The 21,983-nt window shown below is 69.4% G+C and carries 19 protein-coding genes and 1 pseudogene; 12 read left to right on the top strand and 8 right to left on the bottom strand.

Annotated features, from left to right (window positions below; all coding sequences use genetic code 11):
* The first annotated feature begins 10 nt into the window (after window positions 1-10).
* The 6 genes and pseudogenes from ABZW30_RS18745 to ABZW30_RS18720 all read left to right on the top strand — a co-directional run.
* A complete protein-coding gene (locus tag ABZW30_RS18745) occupies window positions 11-1,345 on the top strand; it encodes a hypothetical protein (RefSeq protein WP_355672214.1) in 1,335 nt (444 codons plus the stop codon).
* A 1,210-nt stretch (window positions 1,346-2,555) separates the two neighbouring features.
* A complete protein-coding gene (locus ABZW30_RS18740; RefSeq protein ID WP_355672213.1) occupies window positions 2,556-2,882 on the top strand; it encodes a trypco2 family protein in 327 nt (108 codons plus the stop codon).
* Between the two features lie 12 nt (window positions 2,883-2,894).
* The gene (locus ABZW30_RS18735) at window positions 2,895-6,110 is read left to right on the top strand and encodes a serine protease (protein ID WP_355672212.1); all 3,216 of its coding nucleotides are present in this window, start codon (window positions 2,895-2,897) and stop codon (window positions 6,108-6,110) included.
* Window positions 6,111-6,243: 133 nt separating this feature from the next.
* Window positions 6,244-7,098 carry a hypothetical protein gene (locus ABZW30_RS18730; RefSeq protein ID WP_355672211.1) on the top strand — a complete coding sequence of 285 codons (855 nt, stop codon included), beginning with the start codon at window positions 6,244-6,246 and terminating at the stop codon, window positions 7,096-7,098.
* Window positions 7,099-7,859: 761 nt separating this feature from the next.
* A complete protein-coding gene (locus ABZW30_RS18725; protein WP_355672210.1) occupies window positions 7,860-8,762 on the top strand; it encodes a phosphotransferase in 903 nt (300 codons plus the stop codon).
* A 28-nt stretch (window positions 8,763-8,790) separates the two neighbouring features.
* Window positions 8,791-8,883, top strand: a pseudogene (locus ABZW30_RS18720) (restriction endonuclease); the annotation flags it as partial.
* Here the strand turns inward: ABZW30_RS18720 and ABZW30_RS18715 are convergent.
* Together ABZW30_RS18715 and ABZW30_RS18710 are read right to left on the bottom strand one after the other, a co-directional pair.
* Complete coding sequence (locus tag ABZW30_RS18715) at window positions 8,845-10,749, bottom strand: DUF2075 domain-containing protein (RefSeq protein WP_355672209.1); 1,905 nt, start codon at window positions 10,747-10,749, stop codon at window positions 8,845-8,847. The pseudogene ABZW30_RS18720 and the gene ABZW30_RS18715 sit on opposite strands and share 39 nt — an antisense overlap.
* Before the next feature lie 361 nt (window positions 10,750-11,110).
* A complete protein-coding gene (locus tag ABZW30_RS18710; RefSeq protein ID WP_355672208.1) occupies window positions 11,111-12,235 on the bottom strand; it encodes a hypothetical protein in 1,125 nt (374 codons plus the stop codon).
* Window positions 12,236-12,449: 214 nt separating this feature from the next.
* Here ABZW30_RS18710 and ABZW30_RS18705 point away from each other — a divergent pair, with 214 nt between their 5' ends.
* Both ABZW30_RS18705 and ABZW30_RS18700 read left to right on the top strand, forming a co-directional pair.
* Window positions 12,450-12,800, top strand: a complete 351-nt coding sequence (locus tag ABZW30_RS18705; RefSeq protein ID WP_355672207.1) for a hypothetical protein — start codon at window positions 12,450-12,452, stop codon at window positions 12,798-12,800.
* Between the two features lie 220 nt (window positions 12,801-13,020).
* On the top strand, window positions 13,021-13,455 hold the full coding sequence (locus ABZW30_RS18700; protein ID WP_355672206.1) for a DUF6059 family protein: 435 nt from the start codon (window positions 13,021-13,023) through the stop codon (window positions 13,453-13,455).
* A 102-nt stretch (window positions 13,456-13,557) separates the two neighbouring features.
* Here the strand turns inward: ABZW30_RS18700 and ABZW30_RS18695 are convergent, their stop codons facing one another.
* From ABZW30_RS18695 to ABZW30_RS18680, 4 genes are all read right to left on the bottom strand, one after another.
* Window positions 13,558-14,115, bottom strand: a complete 558-nt coding sequence (locus ABZW30_RS18695) for a hypothetical protein (protein WP_355672205.1) — start codon at window positions 14,113-14,115, stop codon at window positions 13,558-13,560.
* A gap of 263 nt (window positions 14,116-14,378) precedes the next feature.
* The gene (locus ABZW30_RS18690) at window positions 14,379-14,993 is read right to left on the bottom strand and encodes a TrmH family RNA methyltransferase (RefSeq protein WP_355672204.1); all 615 of its coding nucleotides are present in this window, start codon (window positions 14,991-14,993) and stop codon (window positions 14,379-14,381) included.
* A complete protein-coding gene (locus tag ABZW30_RS18685) occupies window positions 14,990-15,634 on the bottom strand; it encodes a methyltransferase (protein WP_355672203.1) in 645 nt (214 codons plus the stop codon). The genes ABZW30_RS18690 and ABZW30_RS18685 overlap by 4 nt, the downstream gene beginning before the upstream one ends.
* Before the next feature lie 159 nt (window positions 15,635-15,793).
* Complete coding sequence (locus ABZW30_RS18680; protein WP_355672202.1) at window positions 15,794-16,258, bottom strand: carboxymuconolactone decarboxylase family protein; 465 nt, start codon at window positions 16,256-16,258, stop codon at window positions 15,794-15,796.
* A gap of 182 nt (window positions 16,259-16,440) precedes the next feature.
* Between ABZW30_RS18680 and ABZW30_RS18675 the strand changes: the two genes are divergently transcribed.
* The gene (locus ABZW30_RS18675) at window positions 16,441-16,638 is read left to right on the top strand and encodes a hypothetical protein (RefSeq protein ID WP_355672201.1); all 198 of its coding nucleotides are present in this window, start codon (window positions 16,441-16,443) and stop codon (window positions 16,636-16,638) included.
* Between the two features lie 11 nt (window positions 16,639-16,649).
* On the opposite strand, the gene ABZW30_RS18670 is transcribed toward ABZW30_RS18675, so the two are convergent.
* Window positions 16,650-19,244 carry a lysylphosphatidylglycerol synthase transmembrane domain-containing protein gene (locus ABZW30_RS18670; protein ID WP_355672200.1) on the bottom strand — a complete coding sequence of 865 codons (2,595 nt, stop codon included), beginning with the start codon at window positions 19,242-19,244 and terminating at the stop codon, window positions 16,650-16,652.
* A gap of 434 nt (window positions 19,245-19,678) precedes the next feature.
* On the opposite strand from ABZW30_RS18670, the gene ABZW30_RS18665 reads away from it, so the two are divergent.
* From ABZW30_RS18665 to ABZW30_RS18655, 3 genes are all read left to right on the top strand, one after another.
* The gene (locus tag ABZW30_RS18665; RefSeq protein WP_355672199.1) at window positions 19,679-19,945 is read left to right on the top strand and encodes a UBP-type zinc finger domain-containing protein; all 267 of its coding nucleotides are present in this window, start codon (window positions 19,679-19,681) and stop codon (window positions 19,943-19,945) included.
* A gap of 120 nt (window positions 19,946-20,065) precedes the next feature.
* Complete coding sequence (locus ABZW30_RS18660) at window positions 20,066-20,338, top strand: hypothetical protein (protein ID WP_355672198.1); 273 nt, start codon at window positions 20,066-20,068, stop codon at window positions 20,336-20,338.
* 323 nt (window positions 20,339-20,661) lie between these two features.
* Entirely contained in the window at window positions 20,662-21,639 is a 978-nt protein-coding gene (locus ABZW30_RS18655; RefSeq protein WP_355672197.1) for a sigma-70 family RNA polymerase sigma factor, read from the top strand.
* On the opposite strand, the gene ABZW30_RS18650 is transcribed toward ABZW30_RS18655, so the two are convergent.
* Window positions 21,547-21,873, bottom strand: a complete 327-nt coding sequence (locus ABZW30_RS18650; RefSeq protein ID WP_355672196.1) for an STAS domain-containing protein — start codon at window positions 21,871-21,873, stop codon at window positions 21,547-21,549. The genes ABZW30_RS18655 and ABZW30_RS18650 overlap by 93 nt on opposite strands.
* Window positions 21,874-21,983 lie beyond the last annotated feature (110 nt).

The raw sequence follows: 21,983 nt of genomic DNA, 5'->3' as shown, positions 1-21,983 counted from the left end.
AGGCCAGCCCATGCACGCCGAGTGGGACAACGCCCACACCGACCACACCACCACCCCCACCCACCCCGGACCCGCCGGCCTCACCGAGACCGAAGCCGACTGGCGATCCCGCCTCGAACACCAGACCCCCAACGGCTGGCTCTTACGCGGCAACGCCATGACCGAGACCCTGACCTCCGGCCGCCCCATCCACCTGATGCACACCACCGTCGCGCTCGACGCCATCCGCGCCAGCGGACACCTCTACGCCTCCACTGGCTGCCTCGTGGCCGCCCTCTACTGCGCGCCCCTCACGCCGGAGCCGGCCGGCCTGCGCCCCCACAACCTCGGCTCGTACCTCCTGGAGACCAAGAAACACACCCGCACCCTCGTCTTCGAGATCACCCCCGACGCCCCGATCCCGCCCAAGGGCATCGACTACCTCCGCCTCGGCGTCATCCACCTGCGGACCTACCTCACCCACCGCAGTTTCCTCACCGACCACGAGGACGTCCAGCTCCGCCAAACGGTCCTGCGACGCATCCAGGCCGCGGCGCCCTTCCTCGACACCGCCCTCGCCAACGCCACCGGAACACCAACGCCGGACGTCGACTTCATCGACCAGCTCGCCGCCACCGTGCCAGCCCTCCCGTTCCTCGGCTACCTCTACTTCGAGGTGCTACCCGAATACCTGATGCTCCACTCCACCAGCTACGAGACCAAGGCGTACGCCCAGCTTGGAGAGATGAACAACCGCCTCTACAAGCAGCTCGCCTTCACCGCGGTCCAGGGCATGGACAAACTCTTCGACCTATCCCGCTTCAACCCAGGACACGACCGCCTCCTCGACCTCGTCGGCCAGATCGAGACCGGCCTCACCGCCGGAGTCGCTCAGTACGTGCGGGAACGCCTGTCGCATCTGTTCGCTGCTGTAGCGCTCGCCCCGAACCAGGACGCGACATCCTTCTCCTTCCACCGCTCGGAGTTCGACGCTCTCGCCGAAACAGCGCCGGGACTGATGGGGCAGCTTGTCTTCCGCGAACTGCGGGTCATCGACCGCTACCCGCAGCTCTACCTCGCCTTCGAACAGGCCAAGGCCCTGGAAGCATGGGCCTACTGGAACACCGAGGGCATCCCGGTGCCCTTCAACGGCACCTTCCCGAAGGGCGAGATCGGGATCAACCCGGCTTACCCACGCGCCAAATGCACAGTGTGGGTCGCCGACACTTGCGAGCGAGGACTCTTGCACCCGGTCGAACAGCTCGACGTGAGCTTCCTTCCCCGGCTTGCTGAGCTCTCCCTGACCGCCATGCGCAGGGACCAGACGGGGAAGGCAGCCGGACACCGTCAGAGCATCTCCGCGTAGGTAAGGCCCGAGGCGGTTCCGTCGGCAAGTTCTTGCAGGGAACCGCCTATCAGCCTCCGCCAGGTGAACTGGGGGTGGCAATGCGTCGGTTTGCAAGCGCCACGTGATGAGCAGGATCGCCGTGCTCCCGTGCCGCATGTTCTCGCGAGAGGTGCCCTTTGAAGCCACCACGCGGCAAGTCACGTTCCGCAAAGCCAACCAACCAGCCGGGCGAAGACGCCCTCCGTCGTCTGATCGCGAAGGCACCGGCAGAGCAGCGCAAGCTCCCGGACGGCCGCACTACAGAGACACTCCTGATCGACATGGTCCGCGAGTGGGGCGAGATCGGCGGCGGCTATGTCCGGTGCGAGATGATCGGAGGTCGGTGGGTTCATCTGTCCGATGACTCGTGCGTCATTGGTGATTACCGCACGATGGGCCTGAGCACGGACATGTGTGCGGTCAGTAACCACGCCGCCGCTCGGGTGTTCGCGTCTGGCTATCAGGGCCTGGTCCCTGGTAACGCACCGCCGGTGAGTCTTTGGATCGGGACCACAACACTGGACGACGCAATCCCCGTGATGTTCGCAGTCCTTGACCGCGAACTGACCGGCAACGTTGCGTGCCTTGACTGGTACCTGCGAGCTCCATGTTCACCGGGGCTCTGCCTTCATCACCCAGCCAGCGACGAAGCCCCCTTCTGTGGCTCGACCAGTTGTGCGGACGCCGCTCCGGACAGCATGTGTGACTGCACCTGTGGGGGCAGGAACCACGGCCTCGGCAGAGGCGCGCTCCGTCCTCCACGACCCGAGCGGCCCGATTGGTCCTCGATACCGGTGCCCAGATGGCAGCCGGGCTTTGGCACCGTAGAGGTAGACCCCACGGACCGACGGGTCGCCGGGCGCGATCCCTTCAGCCGACATGGCACGCGCGTACGTCCACCCTCGGCGGCATGGACCAGCCCAGCGGAAGGAGCCTCGGCAGACCGTGTCTGACCAACTGCTTAGTCTCACGTGGTTGTTCACCGTCGTCCAGCACCGTTCATGGCCCAGCCAGCGAGTCGCCCCGCCGCGGGTCAGGACGCTGCCTTCTCCTGCATGGGCGCCGGTAACGTCCGAGGTACGGCCCCGGGAGGCGACCGCCGTTCGGAGGCTGTGAATGTGGGGAAAAGTCTGCGACAGGTCCGCCAACTGCCACACACTTGATCGCGACGTTTCCAAGGGGAGGGTTCATGGAGCAAAGCGGGACCGAACTGGCCGAGGCGCTCAAGGCTGTACGAGCAGGTCTTGCGGCTGCCCAGCAGGAAGGGGACGGAGCCGCGATCCGGTTCACGGTCAAAGAGGTGACCTTGGACCTGGGGATCGAGCTTCGGGCCAGTGGGGCGGCATCGGGCGGCGTGAAGGCGTTCGTCGTCTCCACGGACGCGAAGGGCGAGTGGTCGAAGTCCCGGACGCACCGGTTGACGGTGAATCTTGAGGTCGACGGCGCGGACCATACGCTGATCAGCGGCCATGCGTCCGACTTCGGAGACACGGTCGGCGAGAGCTTGTTCAAGTAGTTGGGGCGGGCGGTGGGGCCTGCAAGCTGGTCGCGGGCCGTGGAGATTCTCGGTGTCAACGGTGGGTGCGGATCGGGAACCTTGATCGCTCCCGGTCTGGTGCTGACAGCGCTGCACGTCGTCACGGAGGCTGATGGGGGCCCGCCAGCGATCGGTAGACAAGTGCAGGTGCGGGTACTGCGCGACCGGCAGGTGCATCCGGTGGACGTCGTGTGGGTCGGCGACCGGGATCTGGATGCGGTGCTCCTACGTGGTGACCCCGGCCAGCTGGGCCAGGACCTAGCGCCAGTTAGATGGGGCGAACTGACGTGTTCGAGCCCCGCAGTCCAACCGGAGTGCTTGGCTGTCGGATTCCCTCGGGCAATGCGGCATACCACAGTTCGTCCGGACGGTAGCCGCACCGTGGTGCACGACAATCGGCAGGTCGTCGGTCGCGTCAGTGCGGTGACAGGGCTGAACGCAGCAAAGTACGACGTCGATGTCTCTAATGCCCTACCGGACCATGTGAACGGGAAAAGCGGCTGGAGCGGCCTGTCGGGCGCGGGGCTGTTCTGCCACGAGATCCTCATCGGCGTGGTAGCGGCTGTATCCGAAAACTGGGGAGGCCGAACGCTATGGGCCCTGCCAGTTCGGCGCCTGCTCGCACTTGCCGACTTCACAACCGTGGTGACCGCTCATACGGGTATCGCGGTGCAGTTAGAGTCTGCCGACCAAAGCCCTCTTTTCCACGACCCGCCGGTCCCCCGCCTATCGCCTTCCTATCTGCTCTCACCGCAGGCCGAAGTCGTGCCGTTCACAGGAATGGAGGAGGAGATCGCCAACCTCACGTCCTGGTGCACCAGTCGGCGCGTGGTGGATGTAGCCGTGGTCTTCGGCCCTGGAGGCGTGGGAAAGACCAGACTGGCCACCGAGCTGGTACGGCGCATGACCCAGCGGGGCTCCTCGTGGACGGCGGGGTTTCTGTCCGATGTACAGCGGGCTGGCGGGCTACTGGAATCGCTGACGACGAACATCCGGCCGCTGTTGCTGGTCCTCGACTACGCCGAGACCCGCGTGGACCAGGTCGAGCAGGTATTGCACCTGTTCAGCGGTGCACGTCATGCCCACGACCCGGTCCGGGTACTGCTGCTGGCCAGACCCGCGCAACGTTGGTGGACGGACCTCCTCATGGAGTGGCAAGGCTCCACGGTGATGGGCCAGGGCACCGTGGTGCGGCTGACTCCACCAGCGGTGAACCAACGCGCCGACACCACACGGAAACTCGAGATCGCCACCCGCGCCTTCCGCGAACGTATCGCGCACCTTGCCGCTCTCGATGGCCCGCTGACAGAAGACGACGAGTCCAGCCCGGCCCATGAATCTCAGTACACCGACCATCCGGTGGGTCCGCCCGACGATCTTGTCGTATCCATTCACATTGCCGCCCTCGCGAAGGTGCTGGACAACACTGATGTTCTCCCCGCCGCCGACACCATCCGGCCGGTCGATGTCCTGCTGGCTCACGAGAGCCGCTACTGGCGGCACAGCGTTCGCTCACACGGTCTCGAGGACCTCTTCCTCAACCAGAGGGACCTGCTACGTCAACTCGTCGCTGTACAACGCATCGTCGGGGCTGAGCAACGCCGGGACGCGCTGAACGCCGTCGTTGCGGCCTTCCGCTTCCACGACCGCGATTTCGATACTCCACAGCTCCCGGACCGCGAGATTACGCGTCGCGTTGAGCAGATGCTTGCCGACCTCTACCCGTCGACCGACGGCGCGCGTTGGGGGGCTATGAGCCCGGACGTCCTGGCCGCTGAACTCATCGCCCGGGCAGACCAAGAGAGTGACAGCGAGCTCGTCGTTCACATCCTTCCTGACGCTGCCCTATCTCCGGCCCAGCAGCACCGCGCTCTGACCGTCCTCGCCCGCGCCACTACACACCAGCCCGGCCTTACCAACAGCGTCGCCCGCGCCGTGGCCACTGCACCAGACGTCCTTCTCACTGCGGCGGTCGATGTCGCCGGCGAACTCCCCCCAAGCGAGGCGGTCACCTGGCTTACCGCTCTCAGGCCTACTGCAACTCCCCAAACGGACACGGGAGGACAAGACCCAACAGGTCAGCTCCAGCGCATCAACCGTCTTCTGGACCAACTCGCGCCGGGATCCAGCGCGACTGTCCTGGAAACGGACACCCAACTCACCGACACCGAGCCGGCGCCTGGTCCACCAACCGGGACGCCGGAGCACACCGACGCCACCTCCGAGGCCGCCGACGAGGCCCTCTCTACAGCCGACCGGACCGCCGACGACCACGCGCAACGTGCTGACCCTCCCGACGCCCGCCTCTCACCTCGAGACGCGCCCCGCGCCCGGGTCAATCTCCCCATCCACCTACCTGCTCAGGCTCGCCCCGAGGCGCGAAAGCCAGTTCCCGCTCAGTTCCGCTTCGCCAGCGGCGCCGTCATCGACCCTGGTCGACAGCAGAGGATCGACCACGCACTGCGATGCCTTTCCGAGGAGGCTCGCAGATCCGACCAGCCGCTCCCCGCCGTAAACACGATCGTCCTCGGTCTGGACAGCTCCATCGAGCTCAGCCTCTCGGCCGCCGCCCCGGCCATCGCACCGTTCCGCTCAGAAGGGCTCGATACGGTCTGGCGCTGCCGTGGCGATCGAGTACTGCCGCCAGACACCGAGACGGACCCTCCACCACACGCTTACCCCGCTCTAGCACACCTTGGTTGGATGCCCGACGGGACGATCATCTTTGCCGATCTCGAACATGTCAGGCTCATCCATCTCGATGGCCTCGCCGAACATGTTCAGCCCATCCTCGGCGCGCTGGCCTTCGAGCTCACCACCAGGCGGCACGGTGACCGACCGCACGTCCACATCACAGGAGTCCCCGCGCATTTGTACGATCCCGGCAGCCCCACCCCCCACAACACCCTTGAGGAAGCACTCGCTGCTACCCATGCACATACCGCCCAGGCCCGCTCCACACTGCAAGCCCTGGGGCTCGAACATCCCCGCGACGCCCGTCTACGCGACCCCTCAAACGACTTGTGGAGGCCAAGAATCATCCTCTCTGGCCACCAACCCACTACCGACACCGCCACCGAACTCGGCAACGCTCTCGATGCCCACCCCCAGGCTTGCCTGGGCGTCGTCGCCCGCGCCCCCTCGCCAGGCCGCGGCCGGGTCGCCAAATGGACCGTCACTCTAGACGGGTCAACGACCACCTCCTGACGCGGTACACAGCGCGTGTTTCGGACTGCCACCAGGAAGATCAGGCCAGCACCCCGAGGAACCCACACACTGCGCACCCCGGCAGCTCGATCCTTGGACCGCTGGCGAACTACAAACGGAAAAGGGGGCCGGCGTGGCCATGTTCCGCCGTTCCGTCAACGAACAGCACGACAGAACAGCCGACGAACTCGCATTGCTGCGGTCCGAACTCGGGCAGGAGCTGCGTGCTGGTCTGGGCGAGCTCCGCCACCTCAACGCCGAACTTCGCCAGCAACTCGGCACCAGCTTGGAGAGCGGCCTTCAAGACCTGCGGGACGAGCTGCGCGAACTCCGCCGTGAACTCAACGACGCCCACAAGACCATCACCGACGCCCGTCGCGAATCGGAATCACTGCGTCTCGAACTTGAGACAGCACGCCGCGAGGCGGCCGAAGCACGGACAGAAGCCTTGGGCAGAGCGGCTGAAAATCCCATCTCAACTGCAGTCGCACCTAACCACGAGCCGATCCCCACAACCGCCGTACACGCCCCTGTCCCCCACGAGGCGGCACTGGACGTATCTGACTCCGAACCCGCAGAGCAGGCCCCGGAGACTGCCGGGCAGCGGACGCTGGACGCCGTACTTGAGCAAGCTGCCGGCATCAGTGCAGCCGACCTGATCTGCCACCGCGACGCGTGGGCTTTCATCGTGGAACAAGCGGCCCGAAACGCCCACTTCCGCGTCCCGGGGCTCGCTACCAACGGTGACGACGACGAGCAGACCAATGTGACGCTTTCCGGACGTACCCTGATCGCCATCCTCAGCGCCCTGCACGCGGCACAGCAATCACATACGACCTCACGGGAGGACCGCGCACTCGCCTCGACGTACTACAGCCGGATCGCCAGCGTCATCAACGACGCGCTTCCCTCACAGGGCGATGCTGCCAGGACCCGCATCGTCATCGACGATCGCCCCCCGCTCGCTCCCGACAACGCCATCAACTGATCGACATCACGACATCGGCGCGAACCTGCCAGTCGCGAACAGCGCTGCTGGCCGTGGTTGCAGTTTTGGTTGCATTCACCGCCGTCCAGCACCGTTCATAGCCCATCTAGCGAGTCGCGCCGCCGCAGGTCAGGACGCCTATGGGCACCCCCGGACAGCCGGACGAGCTGGGCGTTGACCGCGTCCCCACGGATGGCTGATCGGCTGCCACGCGACCACGCTCCTGCGGGCCCTGCTCGTGCTGACAACTGCCGAGGTCCCGCGCTGATGGGCGATCACCCGCCAGCGATCAAGCCTCTAACCGGCCCAAGCGCCCCACCCGGCACCCACACCAGCCCTCCTGAGCTGCGAATTCAGGGTTGAACTCTCTCATTGCCCACCGGTTTGCTCCCGGGTCAGATTGGGCTTGAACCTCAGCGGCGTTCAGCAGAATTCGAAGCCCGGCGGGTTCGCGTAGCCGCCGCCCGGCCAGGGCCGCGGCGTCGTCGCCGATGGCACTGAAGCATCGGGGCATCGGCCGCCGCGCTGACGCCGAGCCCACGATCAACGACGCGCTGACGGCGTCCGCTTCGTCCAGCCCGCTGACCTCGACCGCTCGCCGCGTGCCCACCGTCGCCGTCCGTACCGATGCAGGCACACCGGCCGGGCGGCGATGGTGGGCGGTCGCCCCCCCGGGGGGGCAACCGCCCCAGCCACACGCGACCTGCCCGACACGGTCATACCTGCTCCACGCCAACTCGGCACTACGGAAGGATGGATGGATGAGCGACTGGGAGTTCGTGAAGGAGAGAACCGCCACTGAAGGCGCGGTGTTGAGGTCAGCCGACGGCCTGCTCTACAAGCGAATCGGCGGCGAGGACCTGCGGGCGGAGTGCGAGTTCCAGCAGGTGGCCGCCGGCCTGGGTTACCCCGTCCCGGAGATTGTCGACAGCGGGTCCGAAGACGGAAGCTACTTCGTCGTCGAGCGAGCCGTCGGTGATACCTCGCTGCACGAGGAGGCTTTGGCCGATGCCAGGCGGGACGGGCAGGTCAGCTACCAGGTGATCAGCACGGCTGCTGCTGTCGCGTCGTGTCTCTTGCAGGCCCAGGCGAGGCACCCCTTGCCTTCCACACCATGGTTCGAGAAGGCGGCCTTCGCACCCGAGGTCTTTGAGGAGAACCCGGACTTCGACATCCCGCGGGTTCACGAGGCGATCAAGCACGCCCTCGGCCAGCTGGCTCAACTTCCGATGGTGCACGGGCATCTGGACTACGGCCTGCCCAACGCCCTCCGGGGCGGGGTCATCGACTGGCAGCATCACGGACCGGTCCCGCTCGGCTATGACGTCTACCCCGCGCTCGACATCGTGGCCTTCAAGGGCGGAGGCAAGGGCTACACGATCACCCCGGAGCAGCGCGCTGCCTACACCGCCGCACTCGACGAGACCACCGCATCCCTGATCGGGCGGCGCGTGAGCGAGCACATGGGCGACTTTCTGCTCGTCAAATGTTTCTTCTTCCTCGCCCTCATGCGGCCCACCGACCCCGCACGGCGCGACAAGCACATCAAGTGGCAGTACCGCCGCGCTCTGTTCACGATGGGACTTGATCAGTATGAGTCGTCCAACACGATCGACATCGGCGCCTTCCCTGCTCTGGAACGGTTCGCCGCTGAATACCGGTAGGCCGGTGCCCACCATCTGACCAGGAGGGGTCCGAACCAACCAAGGTCCGGGGAGCCCCGGAAGCGGCGTTCGGATCCTTCGTTCAAGCGGAGCTGCCGGCAGGCTCGCACCCGGGCTCCGGGTCACGCTGCCCGGTTATCAGTTCCCGCAATTTGGCGCGCGTCTCCGGGTCCGTCGAGTACACGACTGTGCCGATCATTCCTCGCGTCAGAAGTACCTTGTAGGTGTTGCGGATCAGACGGTTGATGTCGGCGTCGCTCGTGGACTTGCGGAAGACGGGGTCCTTGGACGCTGTCCGGTCGGTGATCCAGCGGTCGGTTCGCCAGACGAGGTCCGGTCCGAGGATGACGCCGCTCCAGTCGTACTCGAAGCCCTGGGCGGTGTACACGCAGCCGACCTGGCCGAAGCCGGCCGGGTCGGTGGCCCATAGCGCGGCCGGCGGGGCGCCGGCGATCGAGCGGTCGCCGTACACGTTCCATGGCCGGGCCCAGTCCTCGATGTGCACGTCGAGTGGGAGCGGGTCGCCCGGGGCCACCTTCGTCGTCCACTTCCAGCAGTACCCGGCCGACATGCGGGCGCCGTATCCCTCCGCGCGCCGGGCGTCGAGGAACGCCTCCAGTTCCTGGGGACTGTCGACCACCTCCAAGACGACCTTTCCGTCGGGCTCCCAGCCAAGGGGACCGCCGGCCTCCAGACCCAGCAGGCGTACCACCCAGTGCAGGTAGGCGTCGCTACCACCACAGCGGAACTGGCTGTCCAGCTCAACCACCTGGCAGTCCAGACCCTTTACGGCAGCGGCGGCCCGGATCTGGGCCACCGTGCCCATCTCGCCAGGCCGGACGACTTGGTGCTCGTCCAGCAGGAACACGGGTACCCGGGCAGCGTCGATCAGTTCCTCGATCTGGGGCTTCCCGGTGCGCTGGGCCGCGCGGGTGTAGCGATTCGCCGACGTCTCCCGGATCCGGTGGGCCTCGTCGCAGATCAGAACGTCAAGCCCGTTGCGCTCGGCGGCCATGAAGCTGTTGAAGTACTTGAACAGCTCCTGCACCTGACGCTTCCGCGCCCCGGCCATCCGACGCATCGTGGTGGTGAACGAGCTGGACCCAGTCGCGTGCAGAGCCGTGACTCCACGCCGGTACAGATCACCCAGGAGAGACAGCGCGATGACGCTCTTCCCGGTACCCGGGCCGCCAGTGATGACGACGACCTCCTTGTGGTCGGCCTGCTGCGCCTGGCGGACCGCGCGCAGGACCAGCTCGTAGGCGACCCGCTGCTCGTCCAGCAGGACGAACTGCTCGCGCTCGCGGACCTCCTCGGCGGCCACCGCCATCAGCTGCTTGGACGGGGCCACCTTGCCCGCGAGCAAATGATCCGCCGCCTCCGCGCCGGAGACCGGCTTCAGCTTCGAGCGGAGGTACTGGATGAACTCCCCCCGGCGGTCGGCGGTGAAGAGCCGGCCGCGCTCGTCCTGCGGCACCTCGTAGAGGCCCTGGACGCCGAACTCCGTCGCGTTGTGGAGGAAGGCCACTCCGGAGAGCCGCTCGGGATGGGCGGCGAGTGCGCCGTTGAAGGAGATGAGGTAGTCGCAGTAGCCGCGGACCTGTTCGATGGGATTCAGTACCGGCCGGGTGTACGCGTCGACCCGGCAGAGCAGGGGCTCACCGTCCTCCGGAAGCGCGCTGCTCCACTGCTTGAGCTCGACCACCACGTAGGACGGTTCGCCCGTGCTCGGGTGGACACCGGCGAGTATGACGTCAGCTCGCTTGCTGTTGAGCGGAAGCGAGTACTCAAGGAGTACCTCCACCATGCCGAGCCCGGCGTCCAGGAGAGCGTTGGTCAGGGCCGGAATACTCCGCTCCCAGGAGCGCACCTCGGATGGGCTGGGCTTGTGGCCATGCTTGTGGACGAACTGATCTATGAGGCGCACGAACAGTGATCCGGCCAGGTTCTCGGCGGCGACCGCGGACGCGGAGTCGCGGAACAGCAAGGAATGCTCCCAGGCAGCACGAAGTGACTCGTGCGGGTGGGGGCATGTCCCTGGAGGGAAGCCCGGCGGGCCGCGCTGATGACGGTCCCAAACCTACAACGGGGAGCTCGTACCCGAACGCCTTATGAGAGAGCCAGCATCCACCGAAGTAGTCGGTGTCACGAACGGCTGGCGCACGCGGCTTGCATGGCTGGCCGCGCCAGCGGCGCCGGCCTCAGTAGCGTCGGGGACTGGAAACGGAGTATCAGCCATCGTGCCAGTCCCGCGCTCGACGCCTGGCTTGCCGAAGGCGAGGCCAGTAGGCGGGAAGATCGTATCGACGGGGATGCGCCAGGGCACGGTCTTTCGCGAAGCTGGGAGCCTATCCCTTCGCAGTCCGCTCATCGGAGGCGTGCGTCAGGACGCGTCGAGCAGCTGCAGCCTGATTAACTGCCTCAGTTCGGGCCTGATGTACGCGCTCAGACACCGCCCGTCCGTGCGATCCAAAGAACGGAAGCCAGCTGTACAGGGCTGCCACGAGGACTACAGTCGCTGCTACAGCACGGGCAAGAAGGGCCGTAGTTGCCGCAGTTTTAGCGTGCAGGGCCGCTGCGACCCGGTGGCCTTGCAGCGTGTTAGTAGCGGTCGTTTCGGCAGCACCGGCAGTCCGCTGGGCGAGTGCCACGGTGAGATAGGAGAACGAGGAAGCCAACGCAGCCACACCCAGACACGCGAACAGCACTCCCATGGTGATCCGCTCAACTAGCCCGGGCGGCTGTCCGTTGCTCAAAGGCTGCCCTGAGATGGCCAGCGAGACGCCCCCGAACATCAGGAACGCGAGAAAAGCACAGAAGAAGAAGGCTCCAGTACCTGTCTCGTCGATGTCATCCGCTGTGCTGTCCTCTGTACCCGGTGTCGGGGATTGCTTCGTAGGTCGCTCACTGTCAGCCTTCGGGTCACGCAGCATGTTCTGGTCGACCTTGGCACCTTGAGTCCCCGTACCACCTGCGCCGACGTACTGGTTGAACTGCTGAAACACCGTCGGAGTGCTCTGAGCGCTTGGAACGCTCTGACGCATGAGCCCCTTACGGGCGAGCAGGTTGGCTAGGGCGTCGAAGTGGTCGAGGAAGAGCCGGCGGTGGGCCGATAGCTCCGCGATTGCCGCGTAGTACCGTTCCCCCTTGCCCTGGTCCTTCCATACCATCGGGATGGCCACGTACGAGCTGCTCTCGCCGCCGTCGAGATGGCCCTCGATGGCTGAACAGAGCGCTGACAGACTGTCCTTGACGTTAGTGAACGCATCGTCGGTCTCGACGTCGATGAACTTGACGCGGTCATTCTCGAGGCGGAGCAGTGCCGTGCTCATTGCCTCGACTATCGGGAGCGGGATGCGGGTGAGCGGACCATCCGCGCGCAGGAGGCTGACCCACTTGGCGTCGAGCGGGATAGCCTCCCGAATCCGCGAGGCCTTGTCCACGTCAGCAGCCATCTGTGCGTGGCTGTACATCGATCCCCCGTCTCAGCTCGTGCGCTCCCCAGCAGGATGCCGCTCACTGCTGATCGGCGCCTCGACTGCCCAATGGGCCAAGTCTGGCTGAGAGGTTCGTGGAGCGCCATAGATTCCCGAGAGCCGCTCCGGGGGTGGGTCTCCAGTGAGAGGATCGACCCCGGAACTCCATGCGACAGCCAAGCTCATCCACCTTACACATCGGGAGAGTTACGTGAGCGACAACGGCTCGGCGCCGATCTTCCACCAGACCGTTCAGGCTGGCGGTAGCGGCACCCAAGGCATGTACGTGACGCAGAACATCACGCACAATGCGGGCTTCACGGCAGCCGAGTTGGCCTCGCTCATGGGGCGTCTGAGGGAGGTGGCGCCCGGCCTGGGGATGGGCGAGGCTCGAACGCGCGAATTTGTACTGGATGTCGATGTGCTTGAGGCTTCGGACCGGGAGCCCGAAGCCCGCCGCAGTGCTGGGCGGCGAGTGCTTGCCGCGCTGCAGTGGGCAGGGGAGAAGGCCGGGGCTGCCGCCCTGACCGCTGGCGTCCAGGCGCTGGTTGGCGCGATCTGAGGCGAACCGGCTCCAGATCGAGAGGTGCCAGCCTTGCATATACACCCGGTCGTAGAGCTCGCGGTCCTGGTCGACGTACGCTCGGCCTCGACGCGCGGTCGTTCTGGCTGTCAATCTGCGTGAGCGATGCGTGAGCGGACGGGGCAGCACGTGCCGGTTCGGACGAGATCGTGGACCACGGTGCAACGTTTTGACCTGCGGAAACGTCACCAAGTGGTCGATGCCGGCAGCACCCATCATGATCACTCTCGGGCTCGTAATGCGTAGGTCGCGGGTTCGAATCCCGCAGGCGGCTCAGATGTGGAAGGCCCGGTCAGATGTTCTGACCGGGCCTTTTGCGTTGGCCGGGGTGGGGTGGGGTGGTGGGGAGCGGGTTGAGGGAGGCTCGAGGGGGTGTGGGCAGGCTGGGGGGATGGCGAGTGGGGTGTGGTGGGGGCGGGTCGGGCGGTTGTGGGGGCGGTTGGGGGCCGGGCTGGTGGCGCTCGGGCAGGCGCATGTGGCGGGGGCGTTGGCAGCGGCTGAGGCGGAGGCCGAGGGGTTGACGGGGCCGGGGTCAGGGCATCCGGAGCGGATGGTGGGGGGCGTCGGGATGTCGGCGGTGGAGCGGGGGCTCTGGAGTCAGCTGGCCGATCTGCCGGGTTACTGGTCGAGGTAGGCGAGGACCGCGAGGACTCGGAGGAGGTCGACGTCGTGCCCACTGCGGTCGCGCGCGGCGCTGACGCCCGGCTGACGCCGGGCTCACCGCCGCTCCCGCGGGTCAGTACCGGCGCAGGACGGTCCCGCCCTCGATGACCCATTCGCTCGCCGGGACCGCGGTGCACTTGGTGGCCTGGGCCGGCTTGGTCGGGTCGATCAGGTTGGCGCCGGCCCAGCCGACCCGGCGCTCGCCGTCGGCGCCGGCCGGGTAGAAGGTCAGTCCGGTCTCGGGGTGCCAGCCGGCCGGGCCGGTGGTCACCGGCCCGTCGCCGATCGGGGTCGCGGTGGCGGTGCCGGTCGGCCCGGTGACGGTGATCGCGCCGTCCTTCCCGACGGTCAGGCAGTCGATGTCGAACTCGACCCGGATGGTGCCGTCCTTGTCGAACACGTGCTGGACCACGGCGTGCCCCCGGGTGCGACCGTGGACCGTCCGGGCATCGACCAGGGCGGTGAGCCGCTCGCCGGGGTTGGGCCCCGGGCCCTTCTCGTTGAGCAGGGTCCAGCTGTGCAGGGCGAGGTGCCCGGCCGGTACGGGCGCGGCCGCGGCGGTGCCCGCGGTTCCGGCGGCGAGGGCCGTGACGGCGGTGGCGAGCGCGACGGCGGCGGTGGGCTTGCGCATGGTCAATCCTCTACGGGGAGACGGGAATCGGGCTGCTGCCCGGCTGCCTCCACGCTCCCAGCCGGCCCCTGGCCGGGGCCTCCGCCGTACGAACGGACCGGCTCCCCCCGGCGGGGGAAGCGGCCCTCCGCCGGGGGTCTCAGCGGTCGGCGTGCCGCACCGTGTCCAGGGCGGACGCGGACGCCCGGCGGCGGTCCGCGGGTGCGCGAGAAGCGGGGCGGTCCGCCCGGACCGCCCCGCCACCTCTGTCACGCTCCTGCGGACTACTCCTCGTCGCCGCCGAGGTCGCCGCCGAGGTCGCCGCCGAGGTCGCCGCCGAGGTCGCCGCCGAGGTCGCTGCCGTCCGGGGTGCCGCTGATCGCGTACCCCTGGCGGCGCGCCTCGTAGCAGGCCACCGTCGCGGCCGCCGAGACGTTCAGCGAGCCGACCCGGCCCAGCTGCGGCACGAACACCACCTGGTCGCAGAGCGCCAGCGCCTCCGGCGTGATCCCGCGGTCCTCGTGCCCGAGCACGAAGGCCACCGCCGGGGTCAGTTCGGCGGCGAACATCGGCACCGCCTCGTCCGCCAGCTCCAGTCCGACCACCTTGAAGCCGTCGGCCTTCGCCGCCGCCACCGCCTCGGCGACGGTCGGGAAGTGCTCGACCTTCAGGTACTTGTCGGTGCCCATCGCGGCCTTCTGCGCGCCGGACGAGCGCACCGACGGGGTGTCCCCGGTCAGGTACAGCTTCTCGGCGCCCATCGCCGCCCCGGTCCGGACCACCGAGCCGACGTTGAACGGCGACTGCAGGTTCTCCAGGATCATCGCGAGCCGGAACTCGTTGCTGCGCCGCCAGGAGCGGTGCAGACGCTTCAGTTCGGTCCCGCGCAACTGCTTCACGACGTGGTACCCCGTCCACTCTCGGAGCCCTCGCCCGCATCCGGGCGGGGCCGCGCTTCCAGAATCCGGAACCCGTTGACCGACGTGACCCGGGTGGTCGGGTAGCCCTGCTCGTTGAGCCACTTCTGCAGCGAGTCCGAGCCCAGGTGCTTCTGCACCACGAGGAACGCCGAGCCGTCCGGGGTCAGCCGGCCGAGCCAGTGCGTCAGCAGCCCGCGCAGCGCGGCCTTGCCGATCCGGATCGGCGGGTTGGAGTAGATGGTGGCGAAGCGGACGTCCTCCGGGACGTCGTCCGGCAGCGCGGCCTGGACGTTGCCCAGCCCCAGTGCCTCGGCGTTCAGCCGTACCAGTTCGAGCGCCCGCTCGTTGACGTCCACCGCCCACACCGGCAGCCGCTTGCGCCGGGTCGCCCAGGTCAGCGCGATCGGGCCGTAGCCGCAGCCGATGTCCAGGATCGGGCCGCGCACCCGCGGCTGCGGGGCGTGCTCCAGCAGGATCCGGGTGCCGGGGTCGAGCCGGCCGCGGGAGAACACCCCGGTGTCGGTGGTCAGTTCCAGGGTGATGTCCGGGAGGGAGACCGTGATCGGCCGGCGCTCGCTGGCGACCTCGGGTGCACCGGTGAAGTAGTGCGAGCCGGACATGAACTTCCCGTCGTTCGTAAGGGCCGTCGTCGCCAGGGCCGCCGTTCGTAAGGGCCTCGGGGCCACCGGGTGGGTGCGGGCGGGCCCTGGGTACGGCACCGATCGTACCCCCGGCGGCCTGCGGCGCGTTCCGTGCTGCCCTGCGGGGTCCTGCCGCCGCTACAGCGTGCCCGGGGTCTTGCGGGTGGCCACGTTGATCCGGTTCCAGGCGTTGATGGTGAAGCAGACCGAGATCAGCTGCGCCAGCTCCGCCTCCTCGAAGTGCGCGGCGGCCCGGGCGTAGACCTCGTCCGAGACACCGCCGCCGATCCGGGTGATCTCCTCGGCGAGCGCCAGTGCGGCCCGCTCGCGCTCGCTGTACACCCCGGCCGCCTCGTGCCAGACCGGAAGCAGGTAGATCCGCTCGTCGGTCTCGCCGGCCTTGCGGGCGTCCTTGGCGTGCATGTCCAGGCAGTACGCGCAGCCGTTCAGCTGCGAGGTGCGCATCTGCACCAGTTCCACCAGGGCCGGGTCCAGGCCTTCGCGGGCGGCGGCGTCCAGGGCGATCATCGCGCGGAACACCTTCGGGACGGTGCGGGCGTAGTCGAGGCGGGCGGGGGCGGCGGTGATCTCGTTCGTCGTCATGGCTACGACCCTAGGCGTGGAATGCACCCGCCTCTTGGGTCACTCTGCTTCATGTTTCGCGGGTCAATTCCCCTCCGGTCAACACGCCGGAGCGGTCCCGGGACATCGCGTCCGGGCGCCGGGCGGCGGATACTGCCAGTACCGCCACCCGTGGGAGCCTCCGAACAGCGAGGACGGACGCCATGCCGCAGAATCACGAGGACTACCTGATCGACGAGGCCGTCGAGACCGTCGAGCCCGACGACGAAGCACCCACCGGCGACGAGTACGACGAGGTCGCCGAACGCCGGGCCCTCGGCGCCGACCCGGCCACCGACGTCGCGGACGCCGCCGAGCAGAGCCGGGTGGTCCAGCTCGACGAGGACGACTACCGCGAGTAGGAGCCGCCGGCCTACAGGGCCTTGCGGCGCTGCAGCCAGGTCATCGCCGCCCAGCCCGGCAGCACCGGCAGGATCAGCGTCAGCAGCCGGAACAGCGCCACCGCCGCCAGCGCCCCGCCCTTCTCCATCGACGCGGTCTGCTGCAGCCCCAGGAGCAGCGCCCCGTCCACCGCGCCGGCCCCGCCCGGGGTCGGCGCGGCGTTGCCCGCCGCGTTGCCCACCAGGAACACCACCGCGACCGAGGCGAAGGACGGCTCCCGGCCGATCGCCAGGGCGCAGCAGTACAGGCAGCTGATCAGGCAGAGCGACACCAGCAGCTGTCCGGCCACCCCCACCGCCAGCCGCCCCGGATTGCGCAGCAGGTCCAGCAGCCGCGGCAGCACCTCGGCCGTCAGCGGCCGCAGTCGCGCCGCCAGCCACCGCCGGGCCGACGGGATCGCCCACACCACCGCCAGCAGCACCGCCGCCACCGCCAGCCCGCCCACCACGGCGGGCAGCGCGTCCAGCTCCGAGCCGCCGGGCTGCAGGTCCAGCAGGTAGACGAAGGCCCCCAGCTGCAACAGGTGCAGCACCAGCCCGAGCAACTGCCCCACCCCGACGCTGGACAGCGCCTGCGCGGTCGGGATGCCGGCCCGCTGCAACAACCGGGTGTTCAGCGCGATCCCGCCGACCCCGCCGGGCGACACCAGCTTCACGAACGCCCCGGCCAGCTGCGCCAGCACGGCGTTGCGGAAGTTCAGTTTCTCCGGCACGAACCCGACGAACCCCATCGCCGCCGCCACGTGGCTCGCCCCTGCCGCCACCAGCGCCAGCGCCAGCCACCACGGATCGGCGTCCGCCAACGCCGCGACCGGGTTGTCCTCCGCCGCGAAGAACTGCGGGATCAGCAGCCACCCGGCCACCACCCCACCCACGACGGCCAGCAGGGTCCGCGGCCGCAACCGCTCCAACCGAACCGGCCGCCCCACCCCCTCGGGTCGCCCGCGCACCACCTCCGCCCGGATCTCCTCCAACAGCCCCCCGGGTACGGCTCCGTCGCTGCGGGGGCCCTGGGCGGGCTCGTCGGTGGCACGGGCGGCCGGGGTGGTGTCAGCGGTCCGCGCGGCGCCTGCGGCGAGGACTTCCACGGCCGTCCGGGTCGCGGCCTGCTGATCGGCGTGCCCCTCGGCCTCGGCCGCCGCAGCGGCCGGGGTCGTAGTCGCCTCCCCGCCTTGCTCCGCAGCCGAGGGCGCGGCAGCCCCCTTCCCCTTCGCGTGCTGCTTGAGGGCCTGACGGGTGGCGCGGGCGAGGGCGATGGGTTGGAGGAGGGGGAGGGCGGCGGCGATGGTGTCGGGGCCGAGGACGGTGGTGGCGGTGTGGACGGTGCGGGCGGCTCCGGTGCGCAGGGCGAGGGTGGTGAGGAGTTGGGCGATGTCGCAGCGCAGGACGAGTTCGCTGGCCGCGATGTCGCCGTCGGCGAAGTCGACCAGGTGGACGGCGCCGGTGTCGTCGATCAGCAGGGAGGTGGGGACCAGGGCGCGGTGGGCGATCTCGCGGCGCTGGAGGAGGGCGAGTTGGCGCCAGGCGTCGACGAGGAGGTCGTCGGTGATCTCCTCGTCGGGGAGCTGGTCCAGGGTTCGGCCCGCCAGGTGCTCGTACGCGATGAGGGCGGTGTCGTGGCCGAGGCCGGCGGTGGCGGCGATGCGGCGGGTGCGGACGCCGGCGGCCAGGGCCGCGTACGTGACCAGGGACTCGTGCTCCAGCCCGGTGCGCGGGGAGCGCAGGGCCCGCGGGTGCGGGGCGGTGCGCAGCCGCAGGCGGCGCCAGGCGCGCTGGAGGGCGGCGGCGGTGACGGCCTGGCGGTCGAGGAGCTGAATGTCGAGCTCCGGCCACCCCTCGGCCTGCCGGACCCGGTAGCGGTCCGGCCCCGCGGGGAGCGCCTCGACCGGCCGCTGCCCGCTGTCCCGCAGGGCCCGCAGCACCTCGCCGGGCCGGGGCCGCGGGTCCGGGGTGCCGACGGTGTACAGGGTGCCGTGGGCGCCGGTCCAGCCGATGAGCAGGCCGAGCAGCAGCGCGGTGGGGGTGGCGTAGCCGCCGGCCAGTCCGGCGAGGCCGGAGAGCGCGAGGACGGCCCAGGGCAGGCGCCGTTCGCGGCTGCCGGAGGCGGTCATGAAGGCGAGGACGGGCGCGAGGTAGCCGTAGACCGGCTCGGTGTGTGCGAGTACGTCGGCGGGCAGCCGCTGGGTGAGCGCGGTGATCAGGGAGGCCGGGGCGAGGTCGTCGGCCCACAGGTCGAGGGCGAGCGTGGCGCCGTACGCGAGGACGGCGGCGAGCAGCCCGTCGGAGACCTGTTGGAGGGCGCGCCGCCGGTCCGGGCCGAGCAGTCGGCGGACGGCGAGTCCGACCGGCATCAGCAGGACGGCGGCGGTGGTGAGTCCGCCCGCGAGGCCGGCCAGCGGCCGCGGCACCAGCGCGGCGGCCTCGGCGACGTCGGCGGCGATGCCTCCGGTGGTGGCGCGGGCGTAGTCGGCCAGCAGCAGGGTGAGGGCGATCCCGAGCAGGCCGACGAGGAGCCGGAACAGGGCGACGGGCTGCCGGATCCGGCCGGTGTCGGTGAGCGGCTGCATCCTGGGCCGTCGGTCTCCGGGCTGCCGGTCGTCGGGCTGCCGACTTCCGGGCTCGCGGGCTCCGGGTTGCCTGGGTATGCCCCCGCCCGTATTCGACTGCCCGGTGGGTGGGACACCGCCGCCCCCGCCGGTGTCGCCGTTCGTTCTCCCCGTCACGATCGCCACGGATGGCATGCTCCCATGCCACCCGTGGCGCTGGAGCCGGGATCCCGCACGGCTCGGGGCCGGCCCCCTATGCCTGCCGGGTCGGCGGCACCACCTGAGAAGCCGGCCCTGCCGGCCAGTCGGACGGCCCCCGGTGTGGCCTCCGGCGGCCCTTGGTGCGACCTCCGACACGATTGCCCAGGACGGCGCCGGGAACGGCCCCCGGCCCCGCCGCCGAGGCCCGGGCGTGTCTTGACGCGGCCCGGCCCGGGCCGTCATAGCCTTCGATCATGAGTGCCTGCGAAGACCTCGCTACGGCCCCCCAGGACATCGAGCCCCTCCCGCCCACCGACGGCTGTGCCGAATGCCTGGCCCAGGGCCGCCGGGACTGGGTGCACCTGCGGATCTGTCTGGACTGCGGCCACATCGGTTGCTGCGACTTCTCGCCGCAGCGGCACGCCATCGCGCACTTCCACAACACCTCCCACCCGGTGATCCGCTCCTACGAGCCGGGGGAGGACTGGCGCTGGTGTTTCGTCCATGAGGCCATGGGCTGATCGCGGCGCGGCCCTTCGCGGTGGCACCGGCCGGCAACCCGGATAAAATCCGGACATAACGCCCGTGCGGCCCCTCCGGCCGGCATCCGTCCGGTCGCGGCCGCCGAAGGGAGGCCGACGATGACCAAGCGAACCCCGGGCAGCACCGCCAAGCTCCGCCAGGGCACCCAGGACCTGCTGGAACGCCGGGGCATGGCGAGCACGCCCAGCAGCCTCGGACCGAAGCCGCGCACCGCGGACATGTCCGCCTACGGCGCCGGACACCTCTCCGGCGATGCCTTCCGCCACGGCGGGCGCGATGCGGCGACCTCGGTGATGCATGCCGCTCCACCGATGCACGCGGAGCTCAAGGGGCACCGGCACCGCGGTGCGGAGAAGCACTCCGCCCACTGACCGGCGACGGAGCCCGTCGACCCCGGCGGAGTCCACCGCCCGACAGCGCCGACAGCGCCGACAGCGCTAACGGTGCCCGACAGTCCCGCAGGGGCGGATGCCGCAAGCATGGCGTCCGCCCCTGACGCGCGATCAGGGCGTCGTCCGTGCCGCCTCCGGTGCGTTCCCCGATGTGGAGGGTGGTGACCGCCGGCTCCGGTTCCGGCCGGGTCTGCGGCAAGCGGTGACCCGCTGTCAGTGCCGTGCGCTAGGTTCCTGTCCGCGCGTCAGGTGCATCGGGTTCACAAGGCGCATCGGAAGACGGCAGGACAACGGGGGTGGCCATGACCGAGGTGATCGCGGAGGAGCCGGTCGAGCTCCAGCTGGAGCGGTACCGGACCGAACTCACCGGTTACTGCTACCGCATGCTCGGCTCGGTCTTCGAGGCCGAGGACGCGGTGCAGGAGACCATGGTCCGGGCCTGGCGCGGGCACAAGGGCTTCGAGGGGCGGGCCGCGTTGCGCTCCTGGCTGTACCGAATAGCCACCAACGTCTGCCTGGACGCGCTGAACGGCCGGGGCGCCCGGGCCCGTCCGATGGACCTCGCCGGGCCGGTGACGGTGGCCACCGCGAGCGGCACCCAGCTGCCCGAGGTGACGTGGATCGGCCCCGCGCCGGACGGCCGGGTGCTCCCCGAGACGGGGGACCCGGCCGAGGTGGCCGCCCAGCGCGAGTCGGTGAAGCTGGCCTTCGTCGCGGTGCTGCAGCGCCTCGCGCCCCGGCAGCGGGCGGTGCTGATCCTGCGCGAGGTGCTCGGCTGGAAGGCCGCCGAGGTGGCCGAACTGCTCGGCGTCACGGTCGCCTCGGTCAACAGCGCGCTGCAGCGGGCCCGCGCGGTGCTCGCCTCGGACGCCGAGGCCGTCCGCCCGGCCCCCGCGCTGGACGAGGACCACCGCGCGCTACTGGACCGCTACGTCCGCGCCTTCGAGGCGTACGACATGGACGGCCTGGCCGCGCTGCTGCACGAGGACGTCACGCTCAACATGCCGCCGTTCGCGATGTGGCTGCAGGGGCAGGACGAGCTGCGGGCCTGGATGCTGGGCCCGGGGCACGGCTGCCGGGGCTCCCGGCTGCTCCCGGTGACGGCCAACGGCGGCCCGGCCTTCGCCCAGTACCGGCCGAGCCCGGCGGGCGGGCACGAGCCGTGGGCGCTGATCGTCCCGGAGGTGTCAGAGGGCCGGATCACGGGCTTCACCAACTTCCTGGACACCGACGTGCTCTTCCCGCTCTTCGGCCTCCCGCCCCGGCTCGACGCCGAGTAGGTCCGCCAGTTCGGCGACGTCCAGCGGATCGGCCGCTCCCGGCAGCAGCGCCGAGAGCCCGCTGAACGCGAGCAGTTCCCGCAGCGGGCCGCTCGCGTTCAGCAGCACCACGCCCACCCCGTGCCGGGCGGCGGCCAGTCGCAGCCGGGCGAGGGCGTCGACCACGGACAGGTCGGGGGCGCTCAGCGCGCCCAGGTCGCAGGTCAGTACGGCTTCGCGAGGTGTGGTCTTCATGCTGGTTGGACTGCCGAGAGGGCGCCGACTCATCGGTCCGGAACGAACCGGCGCCGGATGCCCGGTGGCAGAGTGGGGGCGACCGGACCCACCCTGCCCCAGGAGGAGCA

The sequence above is a fragment of the Kitasatospora sp. NPDC004669 genome, from assembly GCF_040609455.1.
In the GTDB taxonomy this organism is placed as follows: domain Bacteria; phylum Actinomycetota; class Actinomycetes; order Streptomycetales; family Streptomycetaceae; genus Kitasatospora.
The sequence above is the reverse complement of the archived record's forward strand: the minus strand, read 5'-3'. Positions and strand labels throughout refer to the sequence as shown.